The organism is Ruegeria sp. O11 (assembly GCF_056535285.1).
Map to the genome: position 1 here is coordinate 13,638 of NZ_JBQERS010000021.1, position 25,925 is coordinate 39,562.

33 protein-coding genes, 1 tRNA gene and 2 pseudogenes are annotated in these 25,925 nt (G+C 54.8%); 16 read left to right on the forward strand and 20 right to left on the reverse strand.

Features of this window, described 5'->3' with window-relative positions:
• Positions 1-82 precede the first annotated feature (82 nt).
• From ACRZ91_RS21110 to ACRZ91_RS21155, 10 genes are all read left to right on the forward strand, one after another.
• Positions 83-1,036, forward strand: a complete 954-nt coding sequence (locus ACRZ91_RS21110) for a dihydrodipicolinate synthase family protein (RefSeq protein ID WP_480908390.1) — start codon at positions 83-85, stop codon at positions 1,034-1,036.
• A gap of 95 nt (positions 1,037-1,131) precedes the next feature.
• Positions 1,132-1,674, forward strand: a complete 543-nt coding sequence (locus ACRZ91_RS21115; RefSeq protein ID WP_480908392.1) for a 3-hydroxyanthranilate 3,4-dioxygenase — start codon at positions 1,132-1,134, stop codon at positions 1,672-1,674.
• A gap of 25 nt (positions 1,675-1,699) precedes the next feature.
• Complete coding sequence (locus tag ACRZ91_RS21120) at positions 1,700-2,674, forward strand: TRAP transporter substrate-binding protein (RefSeq protein ID WP_170546491.1); 975 nt, start codon at positions 1,700-1,702, stop codon at positions 2,672-2,674.
• A gap of 63 nt (positions 2,675-2,737) precedes the next feature.
• Positions 2,738-3,271 carry a TRAP transporter small permease gene (locus ACRZ91_RS21125; protein WP_170776239.1) on the forward strand — a complete coding sequence of 178 codons (534 nt, stop codon included), beginning with the start codon at positions 2,738-2,740 and terminating at the stop codon, positions 3,269-3,271.
• On the forward strand, positions 3,268-4,527 hold the full coding sequence (locus ACRZ91_RS21130) for a TRAP transporter large permease (protein WP_480908395.1): 1,260 nt from the start codon (positions 3,268-3,270) through the stop codon (positions 4,525-4,527). Before ACRZ91_RS21125 ends, ACRZ91_RS21130 begins: the two co-directional genes overlap by 4 nt.
• Positions 4,528-4,713: 186 nt before the next feature.
• Positions 4,714-5,355, forward strand: coding sequence for a TetR/AcrR family transcriptional regulator (locus tag ACRZ91_RS21135; RefSeq protein ID WP_480908397.1), 642 nt, complete (start codon positions 4,714-4,716; stop codon positions 5,353-5,355).
• On the forward strand, positions 5,352-6,551 hold the full coding sequence (locus ACRZ91_RS21140) for a pyridoxal phosphate-dependent aminotransferase (RefSeq protein WP_480908399.1): 1,200 nt from the start codon (positions 5,352-5,354) through the stop codon (positions 6,549-6,551). Before ACRZ91_RS21135 ends, ACRZ91_RS21140 begins: the two co-directional genes overlap by 4 nt.
• 374 nt (positions 6,552-6,925) lie before the next feature.
• Positions 6,926-7,942, forward strand: a complete 1,017-nt coding sequence (locus tag ACRZ91_RS21145; RefSeq protein WP_480908401.1) for an extracellular solute-binding protein — start codon at positions 6,926-6,928, stop codon at positions 7,940-7,942.
• 115 nt (positions 7,943-8,057) lie between these two features.
• Positions 8,058-8,612 (forward strand): helix-turn-helix domain-containing protein, encoded by a 555-nt coding sequence (locus ACRZ91_RS21150; RefSeq protein ID WP_480908402.1) that lies wholly within the window; start codon positions 8,058-8,060, stop codon positions 8,610-8,612.
• Entirely contained in the window at positions 8,609-9,154 is a 546-nt protein-coding gene (locus tag ACRZ91_RS21155) for a GNAT family N-acetyltransferase (RefSeq protein WP_170475968.1), read from the forward strand. Before ACRZ91_RS21150 ends, ACRZ91_RS21155 begins: the two co-directional genes overlap by 4 nt.
• Here ACRZ91_RS21155 and ACRZ91_RS21160 read toward each other — a convergent pair.
• Both ACRZ91_RS21160 and ACRZ91_RS21165 read right to left on the reverse strand, forming a co-directional pair.
• A complete protein-coding gene (locus ACRZ91_RS21160) occupies positions 9,138-10,394 on the reverse strand; it encodes a molybdopterin molybdotransferase MoeA (RefSeq protein WP_480908404.1) in 1,257 nt (418 codons plus the stop codon). The two genes, ACRZ91_RS21155 and ACRZ91_RS21160, sit on opposite strands and share 17 nt — an antisense overlap.
• A 252-nt stretch (positions 10,395-10,646) precedes the next feature.
• The gene (locus ACRZ91_RS21165; RefSeq protein WP_170546510.1) at positions 10,647-10,901 is read right to left on the reverse strand and encodes a BolA family protein; all 255 of its coding nucleotides are present in this window, start codon (positions 10,899-10,901) and stop codon (positions 10,647-10,649) included.
• A gap of 107 nt (positions 10,902-11,008) precedes the next feature.
• On the opposite strand from ACRZ91_RS21165, the gene ACRZ91_RS21170 reads away from it, so the two are divergent.
• The gene (locus tag ACRZ91_RS21170; RefSeq protein WP_010441101.1) at positions 11,009-11,632 is read left to right on the forward strand and encodes a DnaJ domain-containing protein; all 624 of its coding nucleotides are present in this window, start codon (positions 11,009-11,011) and stop codon (positions 11,630-11,632) included.
• Positions 11,633-11,634: 2 nt separating this feature from the next.
• Here ACRZ91_RS21170 and ACRZ91_RS21175 read toward each other — a convergent pair whose 3' ends face one another.
• The 11 genes from ACRZ91_RS21175 to ACRZ91_RS21225 all read right to left on the reverse strand — a co-directional run bounded on the left by ACRZ91_RS21175 (position 11,635) and on the right by ACRZ91_RS21225 (position 18,481).
• Entirely contained in the window at positions 11,635-11,820 is a 186-nt protein-coding gene (locus ACRZ91_RS21175) for a hypothetical protein (protein ID WP_480908436.1), read from the reverse strand.
• Between the two features lie 120 nt (positions 11,821-11,940).
• A complete protein-coding gene (locus ACRZ91_RS21180; protein ID WP_480908407.1) occupies positions 11,941-12,618 on the reverse strand; it encodes an SOS response-associated peptidase in 678 nt (225 codons plus the stop codon).
• 59 nt (positions 12,619-12,677) lie between these two features.
• Complete coding sequence (locus ACRZ91_RS21185; protein WP_480908408.1) at positions 12,678-13,271, reverse strand: GNAT family N-acetyltransferase; 594 nt, start codon at positions 13,269-13,271, stop codon at positions 12,678-12,680.
• Positions 13,264-13,662 carry a ketosteroid isomerase-related protein gene (locus ACRZ91_RS21190; protein ID WP_480908410.1) on the reverse strand — a complete coding sequence of 133 codons (399 nt, stop codon included), beginning with the start codon at positions 13,660-13,662 and terminating at the stop codon, positions 13,264-13,266. The genes ACRZ91_RS21185 and ACRZ91_RS21190 overlap by 8 nt, the downstream gene beginning before the upstream one ends.
• Positions 13,659-14,117 carry an arsenate-mycothiol transferase ArsC gene (locus ACRZ91_RS21195; RefSeq protein ID WP_480717554.1) on the reverse strand — a complete coding sequence of 153 codons (459 nt, stop codon included), beginning with the start codon at positions 14,115-14,117 and terminating at the stop codon, positions 13,659-13,661. The genes ACRZ91_RS21190 and ACRZ91_RS21195 overlap by 4 nt, the downstream gene beginning before the upstream one ends.
• Before the next feature lie 3 nt (positions 14,118-14,120).
• Positions 14,121-14,600 (reverse strand): UPF0262 family protein, encoded by a 480-nt coding sequence (locus tag ACRZ91_RS21200; RefSeq protein ID WP_170475985.1) that lies wholly within the window; start codon positions 14,598-14,600, stop codon positions 14,121-14,123.
• Positions 14,601-14,697: 97 nt separating this feature from the next.
• On the reverse strand, positions 14,698-15,999 hold the full coding sequence (gene hisD / locus ACRZ91_RS21205; protein WP_480908412.1) for a histidinol dehydrogenase: 1,302 nt from the start codon (positions 15,997-15,999) through the stop codon (positions 14,698-14,700).
• Positions 16,000-16,059: 60 nt separating this feature from the next.
• Positions 16,060-16,581 carry a GNAT family N-acetyltransferase gene (locus ACRZ91_RS21210; protein ID WP_480908414.1) on the reverse strand — a complete coding sequence of 174 codons (522 nt, stop codon included), beginning with the start codon at positions 16,579-16,581 and terminating at the stop codon, positions 16,060-16,062.
• A complete protein-coding gene (locus ACRZ91_RS21215) occupies positions 16,578-17,054 on the reverse strand; it encodes a DUF2948 family protein (protein WP_170776215.1) in 477 nt (158 codons plus the stop codon). Before ACRZ91_RS21215 ends, ACRZ91_RS21210 begins: the two co-directional genes overlap by 4 nt.
• A complete protein-coding gene (gene murA / locus ACRZ91_RS21220; RefSeq protein WP_170780747.1) occupies positions 17,051-18,319 on the reverse strand; it encodes a UDP-N-acetylglucosamine 1-carboxyvinyltransferase in 1,269 nt (422 codons plus the stop codon). Before murA ends, ACRZ91_RS21215 begins: the two co-directional genes overlap by 4 nt.
• Before the next feature lie 6 nt (positions 18,320-18,325).
• On the reverse strand, positions 18,326-18,481 hold the full coding sequence (locus ACRZ91_RS21225; RefSeq protein WP_010441084.1) for a hypothetical protein: 156 nt from the start codon (positions 18,479-18,481) through the stop codon (positions 18,326-18,328).
• Between the two features lie 83 nt (positions 18,482-18,564).
• On the opposite strand from ACRZ91_RS21225, the gene ACRZ91_RS21230 reads away from it, so the two are divergent.
• A tRNA-Thr gene (locus tag ACRZ91_RS21230) sits at positions 18,565-18,639 on the forward strand.
• Between the two features lie 47 nt (positions 18,640-18,686).
• On the opposite strand, the gene ACRZ91_RS21235 is transcribed toward ACRZ91_RS21230, so the two are convergent.
• From ACRZ91_RS21235 to ACRZ91_RS21260, 6 genes are all read right to left on the reverse strand, one after another.
• Positions 18,687-19,754 carry a tyrosine-type recombinase/integrase gene (locus ACRZ91_RS21235; RefSeq protein WP_480908417.1) on the reverse strand — a complete coding sequence of 356 codons (1,068 nt, stop codon included), beginning with the start codon at positions 19,752-19,754 and terminating at the stop codon, positions 18,687-18,689.
• A gap of 162 nt (positions 19,755-19,916) precedes the next feature.
• Entirely contained in the window at positions 19,917-20,600 is a 684-nt protein-coding gene (locus tag ACRZ91_RS21240; RefSeq protein WP_480908419.1) for a hypothetical protein, read from the reverse strand.
• Between the two features lie 110 nt (positions 20,601-20,710).
• Positions 20,711-21,202, reverse strand: a complete 492-nt coding sequence (locus tag ACRZ91_RS21245; protein WP_480908421.1) for a hypothetical protein — start codon at positions 21,200-21,202, stop codon at positions 20,711-20,713.
• A 59-nt stretch (positions 21,203-21,261) separates the two neighbouring features.
• Positions 21,262-21,480, reverse strand: coding sequence for a hypothetical protein (locus ACRZ91_RS21250; RefSeq protein ID WP_480908423.1), 219 nt, complete (start codon positions 21,478-21,480; stop codon positions 21,262-21,264).
• Positions 21,477-21,719 carry a hypothetical protein gene (locus ACRZ91_RS21255; RefSeq protein ID WP_480908424.1) on the reverse strand — a complete coding sequence of 81 codons (243 nt, stop codon included), beginning with the start codon at positions 21,717-21,719 and terminating at the stop codon, positions 21,477-21,479. Before ACRZ91_RS21255 ends, ACRZ91_RS21250 begins: the two co-directional genes overlap by 4 nt.
• Positions 21,720-21,736: 17 nt before the next feature.
• A complete protein-coding gene (locus ACRZ91_RS21260; RefSeq protein WP_480908426.1) occupies positions 21,737-21,880 on the reverse strand; it encodes an Arc family DNA-binding protein in 144 nt (47 codons plus the stop codon).
• 79 nt (positions 21,881-21,959) lie between these two features.
• Between ACRZ91_RS21260 and ACRZ91_RS21265 the strand changes: the two genes are divergently transcribed.
• The gene (locus tag ACRZ91_RS21265; protein ID WP_480908428.1) at positions 21,960-22,298 is read left to right on the forward strand and encodes an Arc family DNA-binding protein; all 339 of its coding nucleotides are present in this window, start codon (positions 21,960-21,962) and stop codon (positions 22,296-22,298) included.
• 70 nt (positions 22,299-22,368) lie between these two features.
• Here ACRZ91_RS21265 and ACRZ91_RS21270 read toward each other — a convergent pair whose 3' ends face one another.
• On the reverse strand, positions 22,369-22,995 hold the full coding sequence (locus ACRZ91_RS21270; RefSeq protein ID WP_480908430.1) for a hypothetical protein: 627 nt from the start codon (positions 22,993-22,995) through the stop codon (positions 22,369-22,371).
• 347 nt (positions 22,996-23,342) lie between these two features.
• On the opposite strand from ACRZ91_RS21270, the pseudogene ACRZ91_RS21275 reads away from it, so the two are divergent.
• The 3 genes and pseudogenes from ACRZ91_RS21275 to ACRZ91_RS21285 form a co-directional block, all read left to right on the forward strand.
• Positions 23,343-23,909, forward strand: a pseudogene (locus ACRZ91_RS21275) (cytochrome ubiquinol oxidase subunit I); the annotation flags it as partial.
• A gap of 62 nt (positions 23,910-23,971) precedes the next feature.
• Positions 23,972-24,972 (forward strand): annotated as a pseudogene (gene cydB, locus ACRZ91_RS21280) (cytochrome d ubiquinol oxidase subunit II).
• A gap of 251 nt (positions 24,973-25,223) precedes the next feature.
• Complete coding sequence (locus ACRZ91_RS21285; RefSeq protein WP_480908432.1) at positions 25,224-25,793, forward strand: hypothetical protein; 570 nt, start codon at positions 25,224-25,226, stop codon at positions 25,791-25,793.
• Positions 25,794-25,925: the final 132 nt, after the last annotated feature.

Consider the following 25,925-nt stretch of genomic DNA (forward strand, 5'->3'; position numbering starts at 1 on the left):
ATACCCAATTCCCGGCTTTCGCATTGGATCAGGTGGAATGATCGGGCTTTCATGATGCGGTCAACCGGAAGGCCCGTCTGAAATGAAATACTCCAAGCACGATGCAAAAGCCTATGCGCGCGAACATATGACAGGAATTTGGGCAGCAGCCCTGAACCCGTTCAATGACGACCTTACGCTGGATGAGGCGGGGTTGAGGTCGAATATCCGGCACTGGATTGACGATCTGGGTATTCAGGGCCTGTTTGTAGCGGGCAAACAAGGCGAGTTCTTTTCGATGAGCCTTGAAGAGCGCAAACGAAACTTTGAGGTTGCCGTCGATGAATGTGCGGGCAGGGCCGGTGTGATCGTTTCAGTCTCGGATCAGAACATGGACACAGCGCTGGACCTGGCACGCCATGCGCAGAATTGCGGTGCCGACTACGTCGTTCTGCATGCGCCCGTTCTGAGTTTTGTTCAGGACCGCGGAGAGGTTCTGTACCAATATTATAAGCGGTTCTGCGACGAGCTTGATATTGGAATCGCGATGTGGAGCCATCCGGACAGCGGATATCTCATGCAACCCGAGGAATGCGCGCGGATTGCCGATCTGCCCAATATCGTTGCGATCAAATACTCGGTCCCGCGCGAGATGTACGTGAAGCTGACCCATATGGTCGGCGACAAGATTCAAGTCTCTACCTCAGCCGAACATGAGTGGCTGGATAACATCCTCGAACTGAACTGGAAACTGTACCTGTGCTCGTCACCACCCTACCTGTTGCAGAGCAAAAACGACCAGCGGATGAATGAATACACGCGGCTGGCCTTTGCGGGCAAAGCAGATGAAGCACGCAAGGTGTTCGACAGCCTGAACCCAGTGCGGGACGCAATGAAGCGTACCCGGCCTGCGGACAAACCCACCGCCTTTGGCAAATACTGGCAGGAACTATTGGGACAAACTGGCGGGCAGGTGCGGCCCCCGATGTTAGAACTGACAGAGGCCGAAAAAGAGATCATTCGCAATGGGTTCGAAGAAAGCGGACTTAAGGTTTAGCCCGATGGATATAAGCAAATCAGATATCTAAATGCAGATAATTTCTTTGCGGTTATGGGAAAACAGGCCAATCTTCTACTAACAGGGAGCCGGATATGTCGAAGTTAAGAGCATTCAACTTTCAGAAATGGATCCACGAACACCGTCACCTGCTGAAACCGCCTGTCGGCAATCAACAGATCTGGGAAGATGCCGACCTGATGGTCACTGTGGTTGGTGGACCGAACAAGCGGACCGACTACCATGACGACCCGGTCGAGGAGTTTTTCTACCAGCTAGAAGGTGACATGGTATTGAAACTGTTTGATGGGAATGAGTTCTACGACGTCCCGATCCGCGAGGGCGAGATTTTCCTGCTGCCGCCCCATGTGCGTCATTCTCCGCAGCGCCCTCAGGAAGGCTCCATCGGGTTGGTTATAGAACCCAAACGGCAGACAGGTGAGCTGGACGCTATCGAGTGGTACTGTTTTGAGTGCGGATCACTCGTTCATCGATCCGAGATGCAACTGCAGTCTATCGTCAAAGACTTGCCGCCGGTCTACGAAAAATTCTATGCATCGGAAGAAGACCGAACATGCCCGCAGTGCCAGACCGTACATCCGGGCAAAGAGCCACCAGAAGGCTGGGTCACACTCTGACACCAACAATAAAACAGGGAAACACATGAGACATTTTGCTAAGATCGCCGCATCTGCAGCCGCGCTGGCTGTGACATCTCTGGCCGCCCATGCAGATGAATTCCGTCTGGGCCTAATTACTCCACCCCCGCATATCTGGACCAAAGCAGCGGAGTCCTTTGGGGCCGAGTTGAATGAAGCCAGCGGCGGCGCACATTCGGTTTCGGTTTTCCCGGCCCGCCAGTTAGGGAACGAGGCCGAGATGTTGCAGCAGCTTCAGACCGGTGCGCTTGACATGGCATTCATGACGGTGGCCGAGGTATCGAACCGCGCGCCAGAATTGGGTGCGTTTTACGCCCCCTATCTGGCGGACGATATTGGCCATGCCGGGCGTATCCTGCGTTCGGATACCGCCAAATCAATGCTGGAGCCACTGCCCGGTCAGGTTGGCGTCGTGGGCGTTGGTTACGGTATGGCTGGCCTGCGCCAGATCGTCAGCCGGGGTGAAGTGTCATCAGCCGACGACTTGTCAGGCCTGAAACTTCGGATCACGCCCTTCACACCGATCCTTGATTTCTACAACGCAGTTGGGGCTGCTCCAACTCCAATGCCCCTACCGGCGGTCTACGACGCGTTGGCGAATGGTCAGGTCGATGCCATCGACATGGATGCCGAATTGATCTGGGTTCTGAAATACTATGATCACGCCGATACGATCGTGCAGTCGGACCACATGATGTTCCCAATGGTCGGTCTGGTTTCGGCCAAGGTCTGGGCCGGTCTATCCGATGAAGATCGCGCAATGATTGGCGATCTGATGGCCAAGCATGTGGACAGCACCATCGATGCCTATGTCGCCAACGAGGCCAAGTGGCTGGATCAGATCGAGGGAACCGGCAAGGCCTACAAGAAAGTGGATGCCTCGTTCTTCGGCGATGCCATCGAGGAATGGAACGGTATCTGGTCGGAAAAAACCTCATCCCTTGACGCGTTGCGGGCGACTGCGGCAGAAACCAAATAAAGGTGAATACATCAAGGAAAGGGCGTAGGTCGATCCTGCGCCCTTTTTCATAGGGGATCAGCGATGTTGTACCGGCTGTCAGCCGCCTGGGCGCGAGTAGAGTTGTGGTGTGCCGCAGGCTTGGCGGTCTGCGTGACCCTGTTGATCTTGCTGAACGTGGTGACACGCACAGCAGGAAACGCGCTTTTCTGGGTGGATGAGTTGGCGATCTATGCGATGGTCTGGATGACGTTTCTTGGCGCATCAGCAGCACTGCATCACCGCAATTCGGTCTCGATTACGCTCGTTGTTGATCTGGTACCACCTCGTATCAGGGCAATCATCGGCAAGGTGGTGGATCTGGTTGTATTCGTTTTCGCAGCCGCGATGCTGTACTTCTGCTGGCGCTGGTTCCTGCCTTTGGACATCGCGCGCGCTGGATTCGATACGGTGGCGTTTCAAGGTAATACATTTAACTTTATCTATGCCGAGCCGACCCTGACCCTTGGGCTGCCAAAATATCTGTTCTGGCTGGTCATGTGGCTGTTCGCGCTGGGGGCCACATTGCATTCCACGATGCACCTGCTGGCTTGGCAAACTAAGGGCGCGCAATCATGAGCCCGATTGTCTTTCTGGCCGCACTGCTTTTGTCGGTTCCCGTCGCCATCGTTCTTGCAATTACGGCGATCTGGTACATCTGGGAGAGCGGTAATACTGTTCTCTATGACAGTTTTGCCCAGAAGATGTTTGGCGGGCTGGAGAATTATGGCCTGCTGGCGATTCCCCTGTTCATGTTAACCGGAGAACTGATGAACGAAGGCGGCATGACGCGTCGCCTGGTTGCTTTGGCGCGTGTCTTTGTGGGCGGGTTCCGAGGCGGGCTTGCCTATATCAACCTGTTAGCCAACATGTTCATGGCCGCCATCATTGGCTCTGCCACCGCGCAGATTGCAGTAATGTCGCGCGCCATGGTCCCCGCGATGGAAGAAGAAGGTTATGACAAAGGCTTTGCCGCCGCGACCACAGCGGCGGGAGGCCTGCTGGCGCCCGTTATTCCGCCCTCAATGATGTTTGTCATCTTCGGAGTTCTGGCTCAGATCCCGATTGGCGACATGTTCATCGCAGGAATCATTCCGGGGCTTCTTCTAGCCGGAGCCTTTGCGCTGGTGATCACTTTGATTGGGTGGTCGCAGCAGTTTCCCAAGGGCGTCTGGATGTCACGCCGCGACGCGATGCGCGCTCTGATCGCTGCCCTGCCCGCCCTACTGATCCCTGTTTCGATCATCGGAGGCATCCTGTTTGGTATCGCCACGCCAACCGAATCCGCCGCCATCGCCTCACTGATCGCGTTTCTGGTCGGGTGGTTGATCTATGGTGATCTTAAACCTCAAAACCTGGGCGAGATGTTCAAAAGAACCGCCTCAAACGCGTCGATGATCCTGTTCATGATCGCCGCTGCCAGTGTTTTCGGCTGGGTTATTATTTACGAAGAAATCCCTCAGCAGCTGGCAGGTCTGATCACCTCGGTCACGTCCGATCCGTTCCTGTTTCTGCTGATCGTCAATCTCGCCCTGCTTTTGGTTGGAATGGTCATCGACGGCATCGCAGCCATCATTCTGATCACGCCTATACTTCTGCCTATTGCAACCGGATCCTACGATATCAGCCCCTACCAGTTCGGAGTTGTCGTTTGCCTGAATCTGGTTCTGGGCCTGCTGACACCACCTGTCGGAATCGGTCTCTACATCGCTTCCACAATGAGCGGCACGAGCCCGGGGGCTATTCTCAAATCTCTTTGGCCCTTTCTAATCGCAGTTGCCACCGTTCTGATCCTACTGAGCTACGCTCCAATACTGTCGACGGCTTTGATATAGCCCGTTCTACCCGGTTAGGTCTTTGTTGGGTGGTTCATCATCGTTTCCAACCCCGTGTACCGCAGAGCGATTTTTACAAGAATAGCCGCCCATTCTTGATCCAATCCTTGGTTAAAATCACCTTGCGATAATCAATAGTATTCATAATTATACAACTGCATAACAATGGCATTTCATGGATTGGAAATGATAACCCAAGGTCGGAAATTCACGCGTCAATCCGCCGAATCTCGACGTAAAGCCCTGATTCAGGCGACGTTGGACCTGATTGCCGAGATAGGTTTACACGGCGCAACTGTCCGCGAAATTGCCGCTCGCGCAAACGTTACGCAGGGATTGATCCGGCATTATTTTTTATCGAAAGAAGAGCTGATTCAGGCCGCTTATGAACATCACATGAACGCTCTGACCGATCAAACTACAGCCGCGGCAGGTGATGGAACCGCAGTGTCTCAGCTAACCAATTTTGTGATTGCGTCGCTACAGCCTCCGGTAGTTGATCCGGCTGCCCTTGCGTTATGGGCCGGGTTTCTGAACCGGGTGCTCCATGACCCCAAAATGCAGTGCATCCACCAACAGACCTATACCTATTTTCGCGACCAACTTGAGAAACAGATCGTTGCGGCATTGAACGAATCCGGACGTTCGGTCAAAGCATCCGAGGCAACTCAACTAGCGATCGCCTGCAACGCGGTACTTGATGGGCTTTGGCTTGAAGGTAGCGCCATCCCGGACGCTTTCTCTGATGGGCAACTGGCGCAGATTGGACTGACAGCCATCAGTGCGATCATCAGAATTCCGTTAACCAAAGAAATGAGGCAGCCTTGAGAACCACTGACGTAACTAAGCGGCTCGCCGACTTGGGAGGGGCGAAATGGGGTGTACACCTGAAAGCACGAGAGCTTATCAAAACTGGTGCGGATATCGTCGAGATGACGATTGGCGAACCAGACGTCCCTGTTCCAGATACACTGATTGAAGCCACCGTATCTTCGCTAAGGGCTGCGCGCACTGGGTATTCCAATGGCCACGGTGAACCTGGTTTACTTACAGCGATTGCCGAACGCTACACAGCCAACCGCGGGCGAGTTTTTGAACCTGAGAATGTTTTGTGCTTCCCCGGAACCCAAACCGCATTGTTTGCAGTAATGGCCGGGGTGGCTCAGACCGGAGACGAGGTTCTTGTCGGGGATCCGATGTATGCGACTTACGAAGGGGTTATTCGCGCGTCTGGCGCCGACGTGGTGCCCGTTCCGCTTCGACCCGAATGCGGATTTCGCATGCAGGCGCAGGACATCGCGCCGCGGATAACATCGCGCAGTCGTGCTATTTTACTAACCACACCACACAACCCCACAGGTGCAATTCTGACCGAGGCAGACATTGCCGAGATTGGACAATTGGCGATCAAACATGATTTGTGGATTATCTCAGACGAAGTCTATGAAGAACTCGTCTATGAAGGCGCGAGATTTTTTTCGCCATTAGCTATGTCGAATCTGGCTGATCGCGTTATCGCAGTTTCTTCGATCTCGAAATCACATGCGGCCCCGGGGTTCCGTAGCGGTTGGTGTGTCGGACCCGTCTCATTTTGTGAGGCTTTGCTGCCTTTTTCCGAAACCATGCTGTTCGGGAACCAGCCTTTTATTGCAGACATGACAGAACTGGCGATCCGAAGCGGTTCTGAAGTGGCCCCTGAAATGGCTGAACGATTTGCGTCGCGCGCCACCCTGTTGGCCGAGCGACTGCGCGCCGAAACGAAGCTGATAGTACACCGGCCAGAGGCAGGGATGTTTGCACTTATCAACGTCTCAGCCACCGGTCTAAACGGAGAGTCCTACGCCTGGGACCTATTGCAAGCTGGCGTGGCCGTCATGCCCGGATCAGCGTTTGGCGACGGCTTGAACGATTGGGTACGTGTCGCGCTGACGATCAGTGATGCCAAATTTTCCACAGCGGTCAGCCGTATTGTGGACCACGCCAATTTGTTAACCTGCGAACGCATCAGAGCAAAGCACGCTTAGACGCCGCATTAGAAAAATGTTCATGATAGCATCGCTCTAAAGCAGTTGGTCTTAGTTGGTTCTACAATTTTGATTTAGCCCCAACACTTAGGGCTACGTCACTTGAATTGGTCTCGTTTGCTGCCAGAGGGCACGTGATCACCCATACATTTGACATAAAATGGGACGCGCAGAGCCTACGCGGTTCACTCCGAATAATGACTGCGCCGGCAACTCAATTGCAGTATCCGATGCCTTGCCGCTTAAGCCTTCCGGCGCGGCGACAATTTGACCAAGTAATTTTGTCGGATTTGCTTGCATCTCCTGCCAAATCGTCTAATTGACTATTTCAGTCGGGTAAGCACCCGCACCGAATTCTAATGTTGGGACACATCATGCTGAAATCCTCCACATGTATCGCCGTCGCCTTGACGGCTCTGATCTCCACCTCGGCTGCAGCCCAAGGTGAGCTGAACCTTTATTCTTCGCGCCACTACGACACTGATGAGCGCCTGTATTCTGACTTCGAAGACGCCACCGGCATCACCATCAACCGCATTGAAGGCAAAGCAGATGAGTTGATCGCGCGGATGGAAGCTGAAGGTGCGAATTCACCTGCCGATATCCTTCTAACAGTCGACACGTCACGTCTGGCCCGCGCCAAGAATGCTGGTATTCTGCAGCCCATCGAAAGTGCAGTGCTGGAAGAACGCATCCCGGCCAATCTGCAGGATCAGGACAATCAGTGGTACGGATTCTCACAACGCGCTCGGATCATCTTTTACGACAAGGCCGACGTTGCCAATCCCCCAGCCACTTATCTGGATCTGGCCAAGCCAGAGTATGAAGGACTGATCTGTATACGGTCGTCAAGCAACACTTATAACCAGACACTTTTAGCCTCGATCATCACCAACCACAGTGCGGAAGAAGCCAAGAAATGGGCTGAAGGCGTTGTCGCCAATATGGCCCGCGAGCCACAGGGCGGTGACACCGACCAGCTGCGCGGTATCGTTTCCGGCGAGTGTGAGATCGCTGTTTCAAACTCCTACTACTTTGCTCGTGCTATGCGCAAAGACGTAAAAGGCCTGAGCGCAGATATCGATATGATCGGCGTGCAGTTCCCAGCTCAAGACGCTGAAGGCGCTCATATGAATCTGTCGGGCGCAGGTGTCGCGGCGAACGCGCCGAACAAAGAGAACGCCATCAAGTTCCTCGAATATCTCGCAAGCGATCAGGCCCAGGTATATTTTTCAAACGGAAACGATGAGTTCCCCGCGGTCGAAGGTGTAGCACTGGCCGACAACGTTGCAGCGTTGGGTAATTTCAAAGCGGATGAGGTGAACCTTTCGGAAGTCGCCAAGAACATCCCCGAGGCCCAAAAAATCTTTAATGAGGTTGGCTGGAGGTAAGTTATCTGGCAACCCGAGCAGTTAAGGGCGCGGATATTCCGCGCCCTTTTTTGTTGCGCACTACATTATTTTTTGCATAATTCTCAATTATGAAACAGATTCCCATATTTGATCTATGCTAGACAACCTCTCAAACCGCCTTGCAAAACGTCTGAGCGAGCTGCGTCAGGGCCGTGGCTGGTCGCTTGAACAACTGGCGGACCAAAGCGGTATCAGCCGAGCCACCCTTTCGCGGATGGAAAATGGTGATGTTAGCCCAACCGCCGAAACCCTTGGACGTTTATGTGCGGCTTACAGCTTGCCGATGTCGCGCTTGTTGATGATGATCGAGGACAGTTTCGACCCTAAGGTGCCTTTTGAAAAGCAACCCGAATGGCACGACGCCGAAAGCGGTTTTACGCGCCGGTCGGTCTCACCTCCGGCGACGGGGCTCAGCGGTGAAGTGATGGAGGGCCATCTGCCCCGCGAAACCGTCATAAACTACGAGACACCACCCAAACCGGGGCAGGAACATCATCTGATTGTTCTGGACGGCGAATTGGCGCTGACAGTAGACGGAGTGCGCCACGCACTCAGCGGCGGCGACTGTCTGCGCTATCACTTGTCCGGACCCACGCAGTTTGAAACCGGGGCGAAACGAGGCGCGCGTTATCTGCTGGTGCTAATATGATCTCGCGCTTGTCCGAGGCCTTTTTCGATGCCGCACTGGAGGATTTGTCGGATATCCTTCATCGGTGCGTGCATACCGGTGCCAGCATAGGTTTCATCCTGCCATTTTCACACGAAGCCGCCCTTACATATTGGCGGGATCGGGTGCGCCCCGGCCTGCGCCAAGGCACGCTCGATCTGTTCGTTGCCTATGGTGATGGACGCATTCAAGGTACAGTGCAATTGATTCAGGCCACAATGCCAAACCAGCCCCATCGTGCAGATGTTGCCAAACTGCTGGTCCACCCCGATGCCCGCCGCCGTGGACTGGGACGCGCCCTGATGACCGCTTTGGAAACGCGGGCGGTTGAACTGGGAAAATCCTTGCTGGTTCTGGATACCCGTAGCTCCGATCCTTCACGGGTATTGTACCAGTCGCTGGGTTTTCAAATCTCTGGCGAAATTCCAAACTATTGCCGCAACCCGTTCGAAAATCGACTTGAACCCACAACCTATATGTTTAAGGACCTGAGCTTATTACCGGTCGTCAAAACAGTCGGTTAAATCTCAAAAACTCAATCCGGTGCCCTTTAGGCAGGTGCGCGATCTCTGCCGGGATTACCGCCAACCCGTCGGACTGCGCCAGCAATGCCACCCGCCCGCTGTAGGATGCCGCCAGACATCGCAACTGCGGAGTTCCCTCTGGTGATGTGCCTTCAATCCGCACCGGCCGATATTCCTGCCTACCTGCTTGGCGTTGCAATGGCTCTGCCAGAACAGCTTGCTCGCATACCGGCTGAGTGTGGCTCAATCCTGCCTTCCGTGCCATCATATGCGACCCGATGATCTGCCATGTGACATAAGCAGATACTGGATTGCCCGGTAGCCCTACATATAGCGCATCCCCACGGCGCCCGAACATGATTGGCTTGCCCGGTTTCATTGCCACCTTCATCACATCAGTCTCACCGCCAATTTCCTTGAACAGGCGAGGCATGTGATCTTCATCCCCCACCGAAACGCCACCTGTTGTGACGATTAGATCAGACGTTTCACAAGCCTCCTCCAACACGCGCTTCAGAAGTTTGGGGTCATCTTTGATCTGGCCGCAATCCGTTAAATCAATCCACGGCTTGTTCAACAAAGCCAACAGCATATACCTATTGGAGTTGTAAATCTGGCCGGGGCCCAGCACTTCATCCGGCTCGCGCAACTCACTGCCAGTCGAAAAAATTGTCACCTTCAGTTTGCGATATACCTTGACGCGCCCGTGACCAGAAGACGCCAGAACGGCAGCTTCGCGCGCAGTAATCTCACATCCGCGGGACAGAATCTGGGCCCCGACCTGTAAATCCTCGCCCGTGCGGCGTATGTGTTGACCGGGCTTGGGCCGACGAGAAAATCGGATGCGGTCTGCGATTACACTGCAGTCCTCTTGCATAAGAACGGCATCAAACTCCGTTGGAACCGGAGCGCCGGTAAAAATACGCAAGGCGCTGCCCACTGGTGCGTTGTGCATTCCGCTATCACCGGCGGCCATTCGCCCGCCTATCGGCAATTCAAACTCAGTCCCTTCGTCCAGATCACCAGTCCGAATGGCGTATCCATCCATGGCCGAATTGTCGAAAGCTGGCATGTCGACCCTACTGTAACACTCCTCGGCCAGAACACGCCCGATCGCTTGCTGCAGCGGTAAGGATTCAGTGTTACCAACTGGGTGCGCGATCGACAGGCCAAGGGTTAAGGCCGCATCCACGGTTTGATATATGAGAGCGTTACGGTCACAATCACACCCATCAGCCATTTTGAGCCCTCTTAATCCATTACTCCGATCGCTCTGGCAGGCCAGAGAACGACGTGGCGAATTTAAAGAGCGATGAATTGCAGTTCTTTGATCGAGGTTAAATCTGCAATGAATTCGAGATCAGCTATTTTGCCTCTGAAAGTGGGCTGTGTGCCAAGCCGACCCAATCATACTAGCTCTGCAGTTCGCGATTCTGGCGGGTCAATCAAATTCGGACTCGCGCAAATTTGCCTACGCCCGAGGTTTTGACCGCTATACATCAATATCCAACGCCAGCGCATGGATACGCGGCACGATGTCTCCCAACGCTTTATGAACCGCGCGATGGCGGGCAACACGAGTCTGGCCAGTAAAGGCTTCCGACCGGATGCGAACGTTGAAATGGCTCTCTCCACCCTCTTGATAGCCTGCATGACCGCGGTGGCTTTCGCTATCATCGACTACATCAAGCTCAGTCGGATCAAATGCTGCCTGCAATCGGTTACGGATTTCGTCGGTCACGCTCATTTTTTTGCTCAACGGCAAATAAATTGCCGTTCCCCTCTTCTACTTTCGGCTGCTTAGATTAAACTGCTGCCTCCGAGTCGAAAAGATGCCTTCGTGAGGTTGTGCAGATGGTAAAGTCAGATCCCTTCGGGTTCGATATGTCCGTGTCCAGCGCTAAGAAAAAGAAGCCGCGCGGGCGCCGAGGCATGTCGGGTGCGTCCGAAACTTCGGTGCGAATCTGCGATCACGAGGGTTGCGAAGAGGCCGGCAAGTTCCGCGCGCCCAAGGCACCTGATGTTCTGGATGATTTTTTCTGGTTCTGCCAGCAACACGTGCGCGAATATAATCAGAAATGGAATTTCTTCGACGGCACCACCGAGGCCGAGTTGAATGCACAGCGCTCGAAGGACAAAGTGTGGGAGCGTGAGACCAAACCTATGGGTGACCCCGAAGCACGAGCATGGGCACGCCTGGGCATCGAAGACCCGCATCAGGTTCTGGGCGAAAACGCCACCAAGAACCCCGGCCGTGCCAACTCTGGAGGCCGCCGCCTGCCCCCCACCGAACGCCGCGCGATCGAGATTCTCGAAGCTCAGGACAGCTGGTCCAAGGCTGAAATCCGGAAGGCTTATAAAAAACTGATCAAGGTGCTACACCCCGACATGAACGGTGGTGACCGGTCGCAGGAAGAACAGTTGCAAGAGGTCGTCTGGGCTTGGGACCAGATCAAGGACAGCCGCAGCTTCAAGTAAGGTTATGCGGGAGCGGTTCGGCTTGGTTCACGAATAATGCTTGTTTCGCGACATTTTTCGATTCCCGGATACATGCTGTTTGTAGGCTCAATCCACTTGTAGAACGTCGCCAAATCGGGTTTGGCGGCGTAGAGGTGCCCGACATTGTGTTCGGCTGAGAATTCAGCGCACGTTTGCTTGCTTATCATGGATGGCACGAGCGAGACACTCGTCGGATCGCAAGGCTCTATACCGTGGCCCCACACAGTACAATCCACTCCATAATAACCGGCCAGGTTCACCGGACGGCCACTTACGCTTTGGTTCAATTAAAAATCGAACGCCGTCTGAACCGACGGGGAATATGGCTCGATCATTTCTTCGCCTTCGCTATCGCGCTTAATCGGTCTTACAGTGTGAAACTCGAAGCGGCCCTCGTAACCTGCTCCAAGCGATTTCTGAGCGTCCTGAGGTGTCGTTACCCCCGACAACCAGCTTTCAATCTCATCAGGCGTCAGGATGACCGGCATACGACTGTGAATATGGGCAATCTGCGGGCTTGGCTGACGGGTTAGAATCGAACAATTGTGACTTCCGTCTTGTGTTCGAACAAAACCGGCGAAGAACATGGTAGGTGCGTTGCGCTTGACAGTAATAAAGACCGGGCAATCATGGCCCTGGTCTTTTGGCCACTCATAGTACCCCAACGCCGGGATCAAGCAGCGGCCGTTGTCCCAATAATCTTGCCAGAAACCTACATTTTCAATCTTCGAGTTTATGACGGGCTTCGCGCTACGCGGGTCCTTCAACTGCCAGCGTGCGGTTGTCAGTTCTGCGGTGCCATTCGCCCACCGGATCATGCCGATCTGATTGGTCGGGGAAACATTATAACCGCCTGTCGGCAACTGGTTCGGCAAATGAGGCGAAACTTTTCCGTAGAGAAAATTCTCGAGTATCGCCAACATCTCGCGCTGCGTCAGGTGACCGGCTGCAAACTTACCACACATACCACGATGGTATTGGGTGGCGATAATCGGGGCAAGTGGGCAGCTTGCCCTCAAGCATTTTACAGATCACGAATCCAAAACTGCAACGGTTTTTGGCTTTCAAACTCCTCGCCCACATCCTTCCACGAGAACTGCGCCACCACCCCCGGTAACGGCGTGTATCCCCGCGCGCGCCAGAAGGCATCGAGCGGACGGTAATCGGCGGGTCGCATCGGGTGGTCACCGGGGCGCTGGACGCTGCAGAAGGCGCATTTGGTGAAGCCCAACGCACGCGCATGTTGTTCGCGCAGGTCAAAGAACTTATGCCCTACGCCTTGTCCTCGGTAGCGCGGCAACAACACTGACTCTGCGCAGTAGAAGATGTTTGAAAGGTCCAGATCCGTCTCTGCAAAGGCTGCAGCGAAGTCGTCAGCATGATCGGTCAGGGGGGCCCCGGTCGAGGCACCGACCAACCTGTCGCTATCAAAGGCACCGACAATGATAGCCCTGTCACTGTCCCGATAGGATCGCAGGTATTCCCGTTCATAGGCCAAATCGCCATCATAGAGATATGGCCAGACCCGGAACACCTCGATCCGCAGGCGCGCCACATCGTCCAGCGCAGCCTCAAGTGCCGCCCCGGTCAAGGGGCGGACATCCGTGATCTCAGCCATTTGCAACCTGTTTGGTCCAGTCAGCAAGATTGTAGTAGGTCGTCACGCGTGTGATCTTACCATCCTTGAGGTCAAAGAACGAACCCGCAGGCAGGCGATAGGTCTGGCCATGCGCCTCAGGCAACCCCTCATCGGTTTCCAGATAGGTGCCGTTGACGATAAACTCGGCGGCGGCGCGGGCGCCGTGCTCGGCCTCGAAGATCACGATATCGGTCAGGTTCTCGCGGTAGCAACGATTCATATGGGCGCAGAAGGCGGCAAATTTTTCTTTGCCGACGCGGATCTGGCCTTCGTTGACGTGATGGGCCACGTCGTCGGACAGGCAGGCCATCATCGCCTCGACATCACCGGCGTTGAAAGCGTCGAAATAGGTTTTGACGGTCGAGTTCATGGTCGCTCCGTTGGTTCGCCCCAGCGGTCTTTCAGATGCGAAATGATCTGATCGCGGGTCTGTCGATAGTGACGTAGCTTTTCTTCGCGGGATTCGCCTAATCCGGTAGGGTCCATAATTGGCCAATAATCGACATCGAGGTGAAAAAACCGAGTCAGTTCCAGCGCCTTTCTCTGGCTGGCGGGCGACAGGGCCACAATCAGATCAAACGAGCTGAGATCGTCGCCCCATTCCTCCATCTCGTCGAATGATCGCGAACGGTGGCGGGACAACTCGACCTCGATCTCCTGACAGACAGCTATGCAGAAGCCGTCGATATCAAGATCACCGTGGACACCTGCGGATTGCACATAGGTGCCAGTCCCATAAAATTTCTTCATGATGCCTTCGGCCATGGGGGACCGAACCGAATTGTGGTCGCAACAGAACAGAATGGACTGCGGCAGAGACGTCACCCGTCAGCCTCCGAAATGCAGCACGCAGATCAGCGTGAACAGGCGGCGGGCGGTGTCGGTGTCGATATCGGCTTTGCCTTCCAGCCGTTCCTGAAGCACGCGGCTACCTTCATTGTGGATACCGCGCCGGGCCATATCGATGGTTTCGATCTGGCTTGGCGGCAGGTTCTTCACCGCGTTGAAATAGCTCTCACAAATCTGGAAGTAGTCTTTGACCACTTGGCGGAACGGCCCCAGCGACAGATGAAACTCAGCCGCCTTCTCGCTCGCCTCGGTTTCAATGTCGAATACCAGACGTTTGTCGCGGATTGACAGTTGCAAGTGGTATGGCCCGTCCGGGGTTGCCCGGTCGTCGCGCGAAGGAAGGGTGAATGAATTCTCCTCAAGCAGATCATAGATGGCGACCTTGCGCTCCTGCTCGATTTCGGGGGTCGGCGGGGGTAGGTTCCGGTCATCCAGTTCGATATGCGAGATACGGGTCATCTTAACAGTCACAATCCTTACGTCTGCACAGACCTATAACAACGGATTTCAATGGGCAACGCACAGAAGTGGCATCGCCTCAAGTCATCGCGTCACATCAACCGTTCAACCGGTTCAGGCGTGCCGTAACCGATAATCCGTGCGCCTCAAGGCTTTCCGACTTCGCAAGCATTTCGGCTGCCGGACCGATGATGCGGAGAGCCTCAGGCGTCATTTGGCTGAGCGTGGTTCGTTTGAGGAAATCCATCACGCTGAGTCCTGACGAGAATCGCGCCGAACGTGCGGTTGGCAGCACATGATTAGGGCCGCCGACATAGTCGCCGATGGCTTCGGGCGTATACTGGCCGAGGAAGATCGCACCTGCGTGGATGGTTTTCTGGCTCAGCGCCTCTGGGTCGGCCACGCAGAGTTCCAGATGCTCGGGGGCGATACGATTGGACAGTGCAGAGGCTTCATTCAGATCACGTACGATGATCACCGCGCCGAAATCGCGCCAACTGGCACCTGCGATGGCACGGCGCTGCAGGGCCTCAAGGCGTTTCTCGACGGCTTGGGCAACGGCCTCACCGAAATCGGCGTCGTCAGTAATAAGTATCGATTGCGCGCTTTCGTCATGCTCGGCCTGGCTGAGCAGGTCCAAAGCGATCCAGTCGGGGTCGTTGTCCCTGTCGGCAATGACCAGAATTTCCGAGGGACCGGCGATCATGTCGATGCCAACTTTGCCGAACACGCGGCGTTTGGCAGCAGCAACAAAGGCATTGCCCGGCCCGGTGATCTTGTCGACCGGCGCAATAGTCTCGGTTCCATATGCCAGCGCGGCCACGGCCTGCGCACCTCCGATACGATAAATTTCATCCACACCTGATAGCTGCGCCGCCAGCAGGACCAACGGGTTCGCCTGACCGTCAGGTGTTGGAACGACGATGGCCAGCCGGTCCACGCCAGCCACTTTTGCAGGAATTGCGTTCATCAGAACCGACGATGGGTATGACGCCAATCCGCCCGGCACATAGAGCCCCGCAGCCGACACCGCGGACCAGCGCCAGCCGAGCGTCGCACCGGCCTCATCCGTCCACCGATGGTCCTCGGGCATCTGTTTTTCGTGGTAGGCCCTGATGCGGTCAGCCGCCAGTTCCAGCGCTGCGCGATCCTCTGGCGTAACCCGCGCGACGGCTTCAGCGATCTCATCTGCAGAGAAGGCCATGGTTTCGGGCGTCAGCTCGAGACGGTCGAATTTCGCGGTCAGCTCAATCACAGCCGCATCGCCTCGGGCCCGCACATCGTCGATGATTTGTGCGACGACCGCGTCCACATCGGGGCTGTCCTCGCGTTTTGCGGATAGCAGCGACTGAAAAGCGGGCTCGAAATCAGCTGCAGTCGTATCGAGGAAAATGGGCATGTAGGGTACTCCGAAGGCGTTTCAACGGGTCTTATCGCCGGGACCGCGTGGCCTCAACCCTTAGCCCACTGGATGCAGCGATTTGCGCATCGGATATTGCGGAATGCCGTTCCATTCGGTGGGGTCTCCAGCATCCTGCCAACCCTGCGCGACATAGAACCCATGCGCGGTTTTGGTCGCACGCAAATGCGCCTCTGTGCAGCCTTGCACGCGCAATTCATCCTGCAACCGATGCAGAAGAGTTGCGCCAATTCGTTGCCCAGAGTGATCTGGGTCGACATAGAGTAATGAAATCTCACCCTCTGCACGCAGTCCGCCAACCGCTACAACCTCCTCCCCTTTTGTCGCGACCCACAGAGAGGCTCCAGCATCGATCCAGTCTCGGATCGCAGCCGGATCCTTGTTGGCGGTCCATAGGGCAAGCTTCATGGGGTCATCCCGATGATCCGCTTGACACAGATCGCGGATCGAACGGGTCAGAGTCCGGCTTATACCGAACACATCAAAAACAGTTGCGGGTCGTAATCCTAGACTCTCAGGCGGGTTCGAAAACGCCTGAGCGATGCCGCGTTTATTGTTCACTCGGGGTGCTGCGGAGCCTGGCCCGAGGGCGCGATGTATGGGCGAGTAACGTCCTTGAGTGTAACGTCTATTGCCTCGACCGACAGCCGGATCGCACCATCGCCAGCGAGCGTCAGCAACACCTGACCGGCGCCATCTTCTGCGGGCTCAAATTCAACCGACAACAGGGACAGGATCATATCTTTATCGCTGCGGTCGATACCTTGGCTGGCCACGGACAAAACGGAATCAAACACCAATACTGCCTGCACTCGTTCGAATGCACGGCCACGCCGGGCAGCGGCATCTTTGTCTTCCCACCGAAAGCGATTCAGCAATAAGGCAAAGCGACGCTCGGACGGGCGCCATGTCATCTCGGTGACCGGAAAAATCGCGTCCTGCGTCAGGGTCGCGATAACCTGCAGGTCATCGGCATCCTCGGCCCCAAGGTTCAGCGGTGCCTCGCGGCCGTCTTTGAAACTCGCGTCTGTCATTGACCCTTAATCCGTTCGATCTTTGCGCCCACGCCTTCCAGCTTGCGCACCACATGTTCATATCCGCGATCCAGATGATAGACCCGGCTGACCACCGTTTCACCTTCCGCCGCCAATCCGGCAAGGATCAACGAGACCGAAGCCCGCAGATCGGTCGCCATCACCGGCGCGCCTTTCAAGCGCTCAACCCCGGTGACGGTGGCCGTGCCACCATGCACCTCGATATTGGCGCCCATGCGCACCAATTCGGGGGCGTGCATAAATCGATTTTCAAAGATGCGTTCCTCAAGCACCGAAGTTCCCTCGGCTGTGCACATCAGCGCCATCATCTGCGCCTGCAAATCAGTCGGAAATCCGGGGAACGGTTCGGTAACAACATCAACCGAGCTTACGCGCCCGTTCTTGCGCGTCACTTTCAGGCCTTTGTCGGTCTCTGCCACACTGACCCCTGCCGCATCCAACTTGGCAGCAAAACTTTCGACCAGCCGCATACGGCCGCCTAACAGCTCGACCTCGCCTCCGCAGATCGCAGGGGCCAGCATATAAGTGCCCAACTCGATCCGGTCGGTCACCACCTGATGGGTGGCACCGTGCAGCCGGTCGACACCTTGAATTTCGATTGTCGAACTACCCTCACCGGAAATTTGCGCGCCCATCTTGCGCAGGCATTCTACCAGATCGACAATCTCAGGTTCGCGCGCAGCGTTCTTAAGTACAGTCGTACCCTTGGCCAGCGTGGCGGCCATGACGATATTCTCAGTCGCACCAACCGAGGCAAATCGCATTTCGTGCACAGCACCTTTCAGACCACCGGGTGCCTTGGCGTGTAGATAGCCGTCTTTCAGTTCGATCTCGGCCCCCAGCGCCTCTAACCCTTCGACATGCAAATCCATCGGGCGCGCGCCGATCGCGCAGCCACCAGGCAGCGAGACAACCGCCTGCCCAAACCGCGCAAGCAAGGGACCGAGCACCAGATTCGAAGCGCGCATCTTACGAACGATGTCATAATCAGCAACATGGCTGGTCAGACTGTGGCTCGACATCGCAATCACCTGCCCATCCTGCAATGCGGACACTTCAGCCCCAAGAGATTGAAGCAATGCGGTCATTGTCTTGATGTCACTAAGGCGCGGCGCATTGGTCAGCGTCAGCGGTTCTTCGCTGAGCAACGTCGCAGGCATCAGCGTCAGGCACGCATTCTTCGCCCCTGCAATGGGAATCTGCCCACTCAGTGGGCCGTTGCCCGTCACCAGAATCGAATCCATCTGCTCTTATCCCTCGTCCTTGTCGGCCTTGTGCCCGGAAGCTGCCCGCGCTTTCGCCTGTGCCTTACGCCGCGCCATATTCGCCTTCAGAGCCGCCTTCAAACGGTCCTCGCGCGTTTCCCCGGATTTGCCGTGCTTTTTGGGTGAATTTTTGTCTGCCATTGTCTTTCTCTATAGCAGTGGAAAAAAACCGTCCAGACACCCTTGCGCCGGGTTTCGTTTGCGTCTAATCACGCGCCCACAGCGCTGCTGTAGCTCAGAGGTAGAGCACTCCCTTGGTAAGGGAGAGGTCGAGAGTTCAATTCTCTCCAGCAGCACCATGACTTAACGGTTTTTACCGCATTGTCTTGCACAGTTTCACGCACAGTTATTTTCTCCTTTCGATGATTTCGATAGCCCGTTGTTGATGATGTGGGCTGTGGTGCCAGTAGTGTTTGCGGATGGTCTCAACGCTGGTGTCGAAGTATTCGGCAGCGTCCTCTAACTGCATCCCGTTCATGACGGCCCAAGTGATAGCCGTGTGCTTTAAGACATGAGGCGAAACGCCATTGACGCCAGCCCGTTGAGCAGCGCGCTTGATGCCCGTCTTGATGCTATCGAGACGTTCACCACGAAACATTACGACGTGCGTTTCACCAGACTTCCGCCACCGCGAAAGATGCGACCTGAGTTGGCGCGGCATACGCACGCGACCACGGCGTTTGTTGGTCTCTGCATCCTCAATCGCCTTGAAGCGGATCAGGCCTGCGTCCAAGTCAACACGCGTCCAGGTGAGATCCAGCACAGCCGCCATGCGACGCCCCGTGTAAATTGAAAGCAAGATGAAGCGCTGAACATGAGGTGCAGCACAACGCAGGATGGCCGCGACCTCATCACGGCTCAGCCATCGGTCCTCAACTTCACCAGCCTTCGGAAGCGTGACGGCAATCGGGTGAACTAAAAGGCCCTCGCTGTGTGCATGGTTCAAAGCAGCTTGCAGCACCCCCAATTCGCGCTTCACAGTCGATGCTGAGGCCGACACAACGCGGGTGGTAACCTTGCCCCTTGTGCTTACGGTTTCGATTTGGCGAGGCTTAGCTCGTTCGCGCTCATACGCCTTACACGTGGTGCGCTTTACAGCGTCGCAAGTCAGGTTGCCCCAATAGGGTGCAAACGCTTGAATAGAATAGCCAAGAGTTTCAGGAGACGTCATACTTGCCCCCCTGTCCTCTGCATATTTGGCCAAAACCTCCCCCAAGACTAGTTCCCATGGATTGGCCGGGCCTTTGCGGCTTGGCGGCATTCGGTTCTGCAGGTAGTCTGCGAGAGCGTCTTCAGCCTCTGCACACTGGCCAAGGCCATATCCTGTCCGCTGCATGAAACCACCATCTCGGATGACCCACTGGCTTTCGTCTTTGCGATAGTAGAGTCGGGCTGGCTTTCGTGGTCGGGGCATTCCAAAAACTCCAAAACAGCGGCCCAGGTCGTGTAGAACGTCCTGCCGATCTTTTTGGCCCACAAGCGGCCATCTTTGCGTGCCTGATGTAGAGATGAAACGGTGATGCCCGAGTGCAGCCTGGTTGCCGCCTCCTTGATCGTCATCAGTTGGGGATCGGCGCTAACCATCGTACCCCCCTTCATCCGCCCACGGGTCGATCCCATGGATCAGGCAATAGAGGTCATCAAGCAGATCGCCGCCAAGTGAGTGTTCAGTGTATCGCCCGTGGGTGTCCGTCTTCCCCGGCTGGAAGTCATGAGCAAACATTGCGTCAAACAGGAAGAAATCTGTTTCAGAGCAGAGCTTTGAATCGGTCGCTATATCCGGGTCATGCCAATAGAAGGTCAGATAATCTCGGAAATTGCCCTTCGACACTTTGATTTCACTCATATGGTACGGGCGGCGTTCAAATGCCATTGCCGCGAAAATTGCATCGAAAGCTTTAGTTGGAGCGGCTGAAAGGCATAGGGGCAAAGGGCCGCGAAAATCAGGAATGTTTCGCTGGTTGTATCTCATCAGCGACGTTTCTTCGCGGGGGCCATCGGGATAAACATCGATCGCGACCAAGGGAAGTTCGGCGAGTGCTTTGATAGCTTCAGGTGCCCCGGTTGGCGGGCCATCATACAGCACAGCAAAGATCGCGTTTGTCGCATCTGATGCCGTCATATCGGGGGAACCACTGCCGCGCCCGCCAGTCGTGAATAACCCAGCTTTACGGCATAGCTGCACCAGCGAGCGCGCCCGTGCGCCATCGCCGCGCAGCATTTTTTCCATCCAGTTTTCTAGATCTTTAAGCTTAGCCATACTTTTGAAATACCATATCGAAACTCTCTGCGCAAGTCTTTTGATATGGCATTTCAAAACTAGCCAGAAACGATCCAATTCAGTGTTGGCGTAGAATGTCGAAGCCATTTTTATCCTTTCGCAACCACTAGAGGTGGGTCCTTTGGAAACGACCGAATATCGAACCACTTGAAGCAGGTGCCGTCTGGGTTGCGCTTGTCGCCCATGTAGAGGTGCGCCCCCGTCGTTCGATGACGTATCAGCGCCGCCCTGAACGCTCTCAGGTCTATCAGCCACCAGTTCATAAGAGCCCGGCCATCAGGTCCGGCGTGGCCGTAGAACATCCAGTCTCCATAGCCGTTGACGATTTTGGACAACTCAGTTTCTGCGCCTGACGGAACCTTGGCCCTGATCGTGAATTGGTGCGGATATCTGGACGCATACCCGTGGCGTCTCACCCTGGCCGCTATACGCATATCCTTGGCGTCCAACATGAGCAGATCTGTTGCTTGGAGTTGGTCCACCGGATCTGGGGCAGCACGCAGAATGTGATTGCCGACGATGCTCTTGATCTCGGGTAAGAACCGGTCGGACCAGTGTCGATTAACGCTGTAATAACTCATAACAATACTCACAAGGGAAAACGGGCGCAGTAAAAGCCGCGCCCTGATCTGAATGCCTATCAATTGGGTTTCTCGCCTTCCAACCGCTCAATTGAGTCTGCCGCCAGTTCGGCGATTGCTTCGAGCAGAGCGTCGTACCCGCCCTTGTTCACCAGGTCGATATTCATAGCGGAGTCACTGGCCGCGATACCGACACGGCAGAGATTGAATATGGCGTAACAGTTGCTCTCAGCCGATTTGACGATGTTTGTTTCGTACAGTGCAAATGTATCGTTCATGACGCCAACTCCGGCTTGTTCACATAGTCCAGAGCGCTGTTCAGGTTTTTTGCGCGATCCTGCGCATAGGCGATAACTTCCACCAATTCCTCTCGACTATTGCGGGCTCCGATCAAAGCGACTGCGGCGTCAAGCAGACATTCAATCGTCATCGCCTCATGCTGAAGCTCATCACGGGTCAATCCCTTGTTGGGGTTAGTCACATCTTCTCCGTTCGCGCTGGCGCGTTCATTGGTCATCGTCTTTCTCCTTGGTTCTAGTTTTGCGTTTCTTGGACCCGTTCCATGCGTTCCCGGATCGCCCGAATTACTTCTGAGTTTTGAGACGAGCCATTCCGCTCAGCCTGATCTTCGATCCAGGCTTTGATTTCGTCTGGCAGGTTCAATTTGAATTGCTTCATCGGAATCACCATAGGGACCTAACAGGTTCATAGGTACCTAATAGGTACTATTCCGTCAAGTACCTAAATGGTCCATACAATGTCTATGGCACAACCGACTCAATCAGACCCGCAATTCAAGCTTAGACTTCCTGCCGATCTCAAGAGGCGCATCGAGCAGGCTGCTGCCAACAGTAATCGTTCTATGAATGCTGAAATTGTTTCAACTTTGGAGGAGAAATATCCGGCCCAATCGTGGGCTGCAGAAGACCTGCTAGATTTCCTTGGCCAGATTGCAGAAACAAATAGTCTAGACGAAAAAATCGCTGGAACCGATGCTCTAAACCAGATCCTTGAGCTATATGGCGTCGGCTTAGAAGCACATTTGGAAGATGGCGCTGTGATACTTCTCAAACACGGCTGGGACAAAAAGAAATAGCTTTACCGATAGCTCAAAGAAAAACCCCGCCGGGGCGGGGCTTTGGCTTTAGTAGGTATGTATACGCGAGCTACGGGGCAAAGCCGAAACTCTCGAACTCCATAGAGGAATCGAGTTGGATTTGCCTTCTCTGAGCTGGCGAAAGAATTAGTTCAGCGGGTCGCCGGTCTTTTCGATAATTGCCTTTTGCGTTGGATAGCGTCCCAGGTGGGGTACATCCGAGCCTTGAGGCGATCTCGTTCAATTCTTCTTTCAGTTTCTCATACTTAATGACTTGGTCGACAGCTATTTCGTTGTCTATCCGGTAGATGTCCCTGTCAACATATTCGGCCCCTTGGACCACTCGATCTAAAGAGGTCTCAAATGAAATATCTCGTTTTGCAGCGGAGTGGAAAGCCAAGGAAACTGCTTTTTCGTAAGGGTGGCGCTCAATCGTGAATTTAAAAGCGGTCTTCCAAAGATCTGGGAATATCGTCCGGACTTCACTTGCGGGCATGTGGTTGCGTAATCGAGCGCCGTTAAATTTGGCCATAGGCTCAACTGTGAGAACATCTTTCCGCATGCCCTCATCATCTTTGCTGATCGGTGTGCAGACATCTGAAGATGATAACCATTGGCTCAGAGCGATTTCTATACTTGTCCCACCGGTTTTTCTGGTCTTGATGAATATGAAATCTCTTGAGAACGAAGCGATCATTTAGCAGTTCCATTGTAGGGGGCGCTTGGTGGCGCAAGGCGTACACATTGTCCCAATTGGTATCAATAGGCGATAAGGATTTTGGGGTGACCGAATGAGTTACGCCTGAACCTCACCCTAACACTGACAAACGCGCGAACATATTCCGCAGTAAGCACACGTTAGTAGGTTTAACCGGATCGATTGGGGGTGTTGCGATCTGGCAGATTTAGGTGTTCCAGAATCGAAACTTCGAATTCTATTGTCGTAGAAAGGCACCGGCCCCACCACTGACAGTGTGCCGGTGCTGCGCCACGCCCTCGGATTTTTCAAGAAGGGCCGCGCCTTGACGGGGTTTTTCGGTGATGAATCAGCCGCAGAAAGTGATGGCGATGGAAGGTCACTTTGACAGCCATCCCGAAGGTGCACCGCTTATCCTGTTTGGCATTCCAAACGAAGATGAAAAGCGCGTGGACTATGCCATCGAAATCCCGAAACTATCATCGCTGATCCTCAAACATGACCTGAACGCGCCGCTTGACGGGCTGGACACTATCCCCGATGACGAGGAACCCCCGGTCGCGATCGTTTTCTACAGCTTCCGCATCATGCTCGCCATCGGTTTTGCCATGCTGGGTGTCGGCTTGTGGTCGCTTGTTCAGCGGGTTCGGCGCCGCCTCAACGAGGATCGCTGGTTGCACCGGACATCCGTTCTTTTGGCACCCAGTGGGTTTGTAGCGGTACTGGCCGGTTGGATCACCACCGAAGTGGGGCGGCAGCCGTACACGGTATACGGGTTGATGCGGACATCGGACTCACTGTCACAAGTGGATGCACCTACTGTTGCCGCGTCTTTGGTAGCCTTCATCGTAGTGTATTTCACTGTGTTCGGAGCGGGCACGTTCTACATGCTGCGCCTTATGGCGAAACCACCTGTCGAAGGTTTCCAGCAACGTCACAAACCCCTTGAAATCTCTATTTTGGCGGAGGCAGCGTAATGCTTGAACTCTCGACAATTTGGGCGGGCATAATTGCTTTTGCCGTTCTGACCTATGTGATCCTGGACGGGTTCGATCTAGGAATTGGGATCCTCTTTCCATTCGCAAAAACCGACAAAGATCGCGATGTCATGATGAACTCGGTCACTCCAGTATGGGACGGGAACGAGACCTGGCTGGTCATGGGCGGCGGAGGTTTGTTCGCTGTTTTTCCGCTGGCTTATTCCGTGGTGATGCCCGCGATCTATTTGCCCGTTATCATCATGCTTCTTGCGCTTGTTTTCCGCGGTGTCGCCTTCGAATCCCGGTGGCGAACGGAACGCGGACGCTGGCTATGGGATGTCGCGTTTCACGGTGGTTCAACCGTGGCTGCCTTCTGCCAAGGCATCACGCTTGGCGCGCTGGTCCAGGGCATCCGGTCGAAGATCGGCTCTACGCAGGTGCACAGTGGGATTGGCTGACGCCGTTCTCTGTCCTAACGGGCGTGGCCTTGGTGATCGGGTACGCCTTGCTGGGCGCGACTTGGCTCAATATGAAAACAACGGGCGGAATACAGCACCAGATGCGTTCATATGCACGTCCACTGATGCTCATGACGCTCGGGTTGATTGGCCTCGTCAGTCTTTTGACCCCGCTCCAAGATCCGATCTATCTGATCAGATGGTTTTCTTGGCCCGGTGTCGTTTTCTCTGTGTGTGTGCCGGCTGTTGTTGCTCTCATTGCTTGGATGCTTCATCGCGGCCTGAAGACACAGCGCGACTATCAGCCCTTCTTCTGCGCCATTGCATTGTTCGTCGCTTGCTTCATTGGCATTGGGATCAGTTTCTACCCCTATATGCTACCCCCAAGCCTAACGATTGCCGAAGCCGCAGCGCCGGACAGCAGCTTGGCCTTTGCTCTGATCGGAGCCGTCATTCTGCTGCCTGTGATCCTGGCCTACACCGCCTACACGTACTGGGTTTTCCGCGGAAAGATCGATCCAGAGGAGAGCTACCATTGAAACTGCTAAAGCAAGTTTTCTGGTTTAGCGCAATCTGGTTCGGCAGCGTCTTGTGCCTAACCACTGTCGCTTACGTAATCAGGATGTTCATCACTTGAAATGGCAAGGATACCAATGTTCGCGCGTCGGCATGTCTAGATCACGCAAATATTAGTCCAAACGCCGAAAGAAACTCCGTTCCGGCCTACCAAATTCCCAAGAACAATCGGCTGGCTAGGTCGTCTCAAATTTTACAATCCAAGGGGGCTGTTATGCTTTCTCGTCCAAAACCAATATCCGTGCGGTGGGATCAAATTGATCCGGATCTGCCCAAACCACCTAAGCCCAAAAACCGGAGCGACAAACGCTCGTCTGGCAAGTTGCCAAAATTGTTCACCGGGCACCTTGCCGCAGGGATTGCGACCTTTGTTCTATTGCCCTTCACCTCGGCCCTAGCAGGGACGGTCACGAAAGATCTCTCTCCAAGTGTGGACATGTTGCTAGTCCTGCTCTCTGCATTTGTTGTTTTTGCTTTCACAGCCGCAATAGTTTTGAAAGGGTCAACACTGCGGGCTGTCCTCGGGCGAGGATTGGCCTCTCTCGGTACAGCGCTCATCATTTCGCCCGTGGGGCTCTCGGTCCTGTTCGCATTATACCTGCAAGACTGGTTATCGATCGTAGTAGACTCGTCTATCGAGCAGGCGGGAAAAACAGCGATATCCCTGTTTGGCGGTATCTTCGTTGCCAATGCCCTCGCAATGGGATTGGCGTTTGGATGTTTGTCCTTGCTACTTGGAATCAGGCTAATGCAAAATCGTCCAAAACCACTCGTTTCACCTTAGGCGGGTGAACTTCCGCTTTGGGCGGTGAATTCAACTGATCGCCGCAACACATTCTGTGAACTTCTCAGCTGGTGTTTGATATTGCAAGGTTTTGCGAGGCCGCTCATTGAGCTGTCTTGCGATGGCACTGAG